This window comes from Pontimicrobium sp. MEBiC01747 (genome assembly GCF_053601635.1).
In genome coordinates, this window is record NZ_JBSHNS010000150.1 from 1 (window position 1) to 3007 (window position 3007).

Below are 3007 nucleotides of genomic sequence, written 5' to 3' on the forward strand. Positions count from 1 at the left end.
GTTATAATCGCTGCTTTGTTTAATGTATTAATATAATTTACCAATGCTTTTGCTTGACTTAATCGGTTATTACTGCCTTCTTTATTTTCAACCCAATCAAAATGAACATTTGCAAATGCAATATTACAGTCTTTAGTTAGTTTTATTTCTTGAACTATGGCAATACGTGGTTCATACAAAGCATCAGGTAGCTGTAGTAATTTAGTAGACACTATTGGTTTAGCAGATAAAGTGGCCATTCCATAAGCTCCGCCTTGAAGTTTCATGAACTCACCAAAAGTCCCTTCCATATTTGTTTTTTGAGATAAATAGGCTGTCTGGCCAATACTGTCCGATCGTAAACAAAAATTATCTACTTCTTGTAACCCACATAAATCTGGTTTTTCCGATTTTATAATTTTTGCAGAGCGAGACAAATCTAAAATAGTATCTAATCCTAAGCCATGCCTAATATTATAAGACATTATTTTTAGAGTAGTGGATTGTTCTTTTTTTAGTTTGCATGAGGTAACAAAAACTAAGCAAACGAGAATGTATATAATTCTTTTCATTTTTTATTAATAATCCACAACGCTTAAATAAACTTTGTTTTAACGCAGTTTAGGTTATGTTAGTTGCTGGTTTATTTTGGTTTGGAATATTTCTATTTGTCGTCTGTGCCTTAATACATGAACAATTGCAAGCTGTATCAATTGTTCAACATCGAAGGTTTGATTCCATCTAACTTTAATTTTATGGTTAGAGTCTAATTCGGTCAATTTTATATTTGGATGGTTATTGAAGAGAGTTTCTGTAAAATTAAACATTTTAACTAATGCTAAATTATAGTCCTGAATACTATTTAGCGTTTCTTTATCTTTATAAGAAACATCTTCGCCTAACCACTTTCTTATTTCTATAACATAAGTATAACCGCTTTGAACGACATGAGTTAAAATTGATTGAATTGATTTGCAATCCTCATCTTTTGTTTCTGGGTCTACTACCAATTCCAGTTCATTCTGGTTTAAGTCCTTAATAGTTAATATTAGATTGTTTATGGCCCTTTCGTATTCGTCAAGAAGAGCTCCTATTGCTCCATTGGCTCTATATTTCTTTCCTTTTGTCATGTGTCAACTATACTTAGTTCCTTTATAAGCCTAAATATAATTCATTTTAATAATGTGATTATAATTATTAAAGGGAAACTCTAGAATACTAGAAGTAACTTTTATTTTTTCTCTATAAAATCTTTTATGCCATAAGTTATAGACAACTCTTTCATTTTTTTTGAAAACGCATGCCTGTAAAAGTTAGGTAGTCCGTTACTATTTTTAAAATAATGATTGTACCTATCTTCTAATTGCGGATAATGTTTTTTTATTGCATTTAAAATAAGTGTTTTACTATCGGCTTTACCATTACCAAAAAGTGTTAGTGTAGCGGGTAAAATATAATCTACTTTTGAAGCTTTAAAAGTAGAAAATAACAAATTTAAATGTGCAGTAGTATCAGAAATAAAAGGCAATAAAGGCATTAAACTTACGCCAGTTAAAAAGCCTTCGTTTACTGTGTTTTGTAATGTTATTTGTCGTTTGGATGGCGGTGTAGCTCCTTTTTCAAAATGGTTAGCTACTGTATCATGTAATGTAGAAAAAGAAAAGGAAACGATAACACCTTTGCTTAATCTATTAGATAAATCATTAGGTATAATTGCTGTAGCATTAATATCGTGTAATAAATCGAAATCTCTTTCTATACCATCAGATTTTGTGATGACATGTACGGGGAATTTATATTTCTTTATTAGCTTTAATGCATTCCTCGTTAATTCATAATCTTTTTCAATAGACATGTATGGTTCTGTAGCAGAAGAGAGTACAATAACTCCATATTGTTGCTTTTTTGCTCTATTGTATAGTTGCCTGTCTAATATTTCTATAGCATTAGTTTTAACAGACATACTCTGTTCTAAATTTGTGCCATACTTACTCCCTCTAATGTAGCAATACAAACAATTAAAAGCACAACTACTGTAGAGGTTAATAGTATAATCGTCTAAAAACCAAGGGTCTCTTTTTTTAGTTTTATTTAAAACCGATTTTACTTCAATTTCTCTTGGCATATTCATGTCTATTTAAACCAATGGAAATTTTATTTCTAAACCAATTCTCAACAGTATTGGTATTATTAATTTCATTATGGAAGTCTTTTATAATTTCTGGATGAAATTTAGCTGTCGTTTTTGCAGCCCAACCAATACCTTGTCGTATTTCTTTATTTTTAGTATTTGCCATAGTTAACAATAGCTTAAAAACGGTTTTTACGTGATTGGGGTGTAATCCTTTTTTTATAGCATAATGTGTACCTGCGCCTAGAGCACGAATAACCCAAGGCGTTTCGTGTTTAGAAAGTTGGTTAAATTCTGCAATTGTAATATCTGGATTATGTAATAATGAGTAGCCATAAACGCGTTCGCCAATAATATCGCAAACATACCAAATGTCTGCATCTGCAATATATTCTGTTGCTTTATTAATAGACTCTAAAAAATGATCTTCTAATCGTTTTTGTAGTATAATACCTAAAATAACATTACCGCCTTCAGTTTTTAAAGCCTGTATTTTATCGCAAAAAAGAAGATGCTCGTTTGGTTGTAAGCGTAGATAAAATTCTTGAGCACAATACTCTAAAAGTGGGAATTTTACTTTTTGCGATAGTAGCAATGTTTCCAATTTATGCAAACATTCTATTAAACCTTCTGAGTAGTATAAGTTTAAACATTTAATGAGACGTTCTTTTACTTCAGCTTTTCTTGTAATTACTTTCAATGGTTATAGCATATTATCTGTTGGTAATAACTTTTTTATTAATGTAATTTGCCCTAAATGGTAATAACTATGCTCTATCATTGCATTTATATTTCTTCTATAATTGCCATATTTTTCATCTACAAAAATAGTTTCTAACGTATTATCAGGGAAAGTTTCTAAAATAGAGGCAAAGTCTTCTGCATTTGTTAATAAGG

At 30.2% G+C, this 3007-nt stretch carries 4 protein-coding genes and 1 pseudogene; all 5 read right to left on the reverse strand.

Translation table 11 applies throughout. The features are described 5' to 3' along the window. Positions 1-551, reverse strand: a 551-nt coding sequence (locus ACVC2P_RS04110) for an endonuclease/exonuclease/phosphatase family protein (protein WP_452597217.1), incomplete at its 3' end; no start/stop codon positions are given. Between the two features lie 54 nt (positions 552-605). Continuing rightward, positions 606-1109: a DinB family protein gene (locus ACVC2P_RS04115; protein ID WP_452597218.1), complete on the reverse strand. Its 504-nt coding sequence runs from the start codon at positions 1107-1109 to the stop codon at positions 606-608. A gap of 101 nt (positions 1110-1210) precedes the next feature. Then, positions 1211-2104 carry a hypothetical protein gene (locus ACVC2P_RS04120; protein ID WP_452597219.1) on the reverse strand — a complete coding sequence of 298 codons (894 nt, stop codon included), beginning with the start codon at positions 2102-2104 and terminating at the stop codon, positions 1211-1213. Next, positions 2088-2810, reverse strand: coding sequence for a DNA alkylation repair protein (locus ACVC2P_RS04125; protein ID WP_452597220.1), 723 nt, complete (start codon positions 2808-2810; stop codon positions 2088-2090). Before ACVC2P_RS04125 ends, ACVC2P_RS04120 begins: the two co-directional genes overlap by 17 nt. 3 nt (positions 2811-2813) lie before the next feature. After that, positions 2814-3007: pseudogene (locus tag ACVC2P_RS04130) on the reverse strand (DUF1572 domain-containing protein); the annotation flags it as partial.

Excerpts from the sequence above, each read along its gene's own strand:
- ACVC2P_RS04115 (WP_452597218.1), bottom strand. The coding sequence starts at position 1,109 with ATGACAAAAGGAAAGAAATATAGAGCCAATGGAGCAATAGGAGCTCTT.
- ACVC2P_RS04120 (WP_452597219.1), bottom strand. The coding sequence starts at position 2,104 with ATGCCAAGAGAAATTGAAGTAAAATCGGTTTTAAATAAAACTAAAAAA.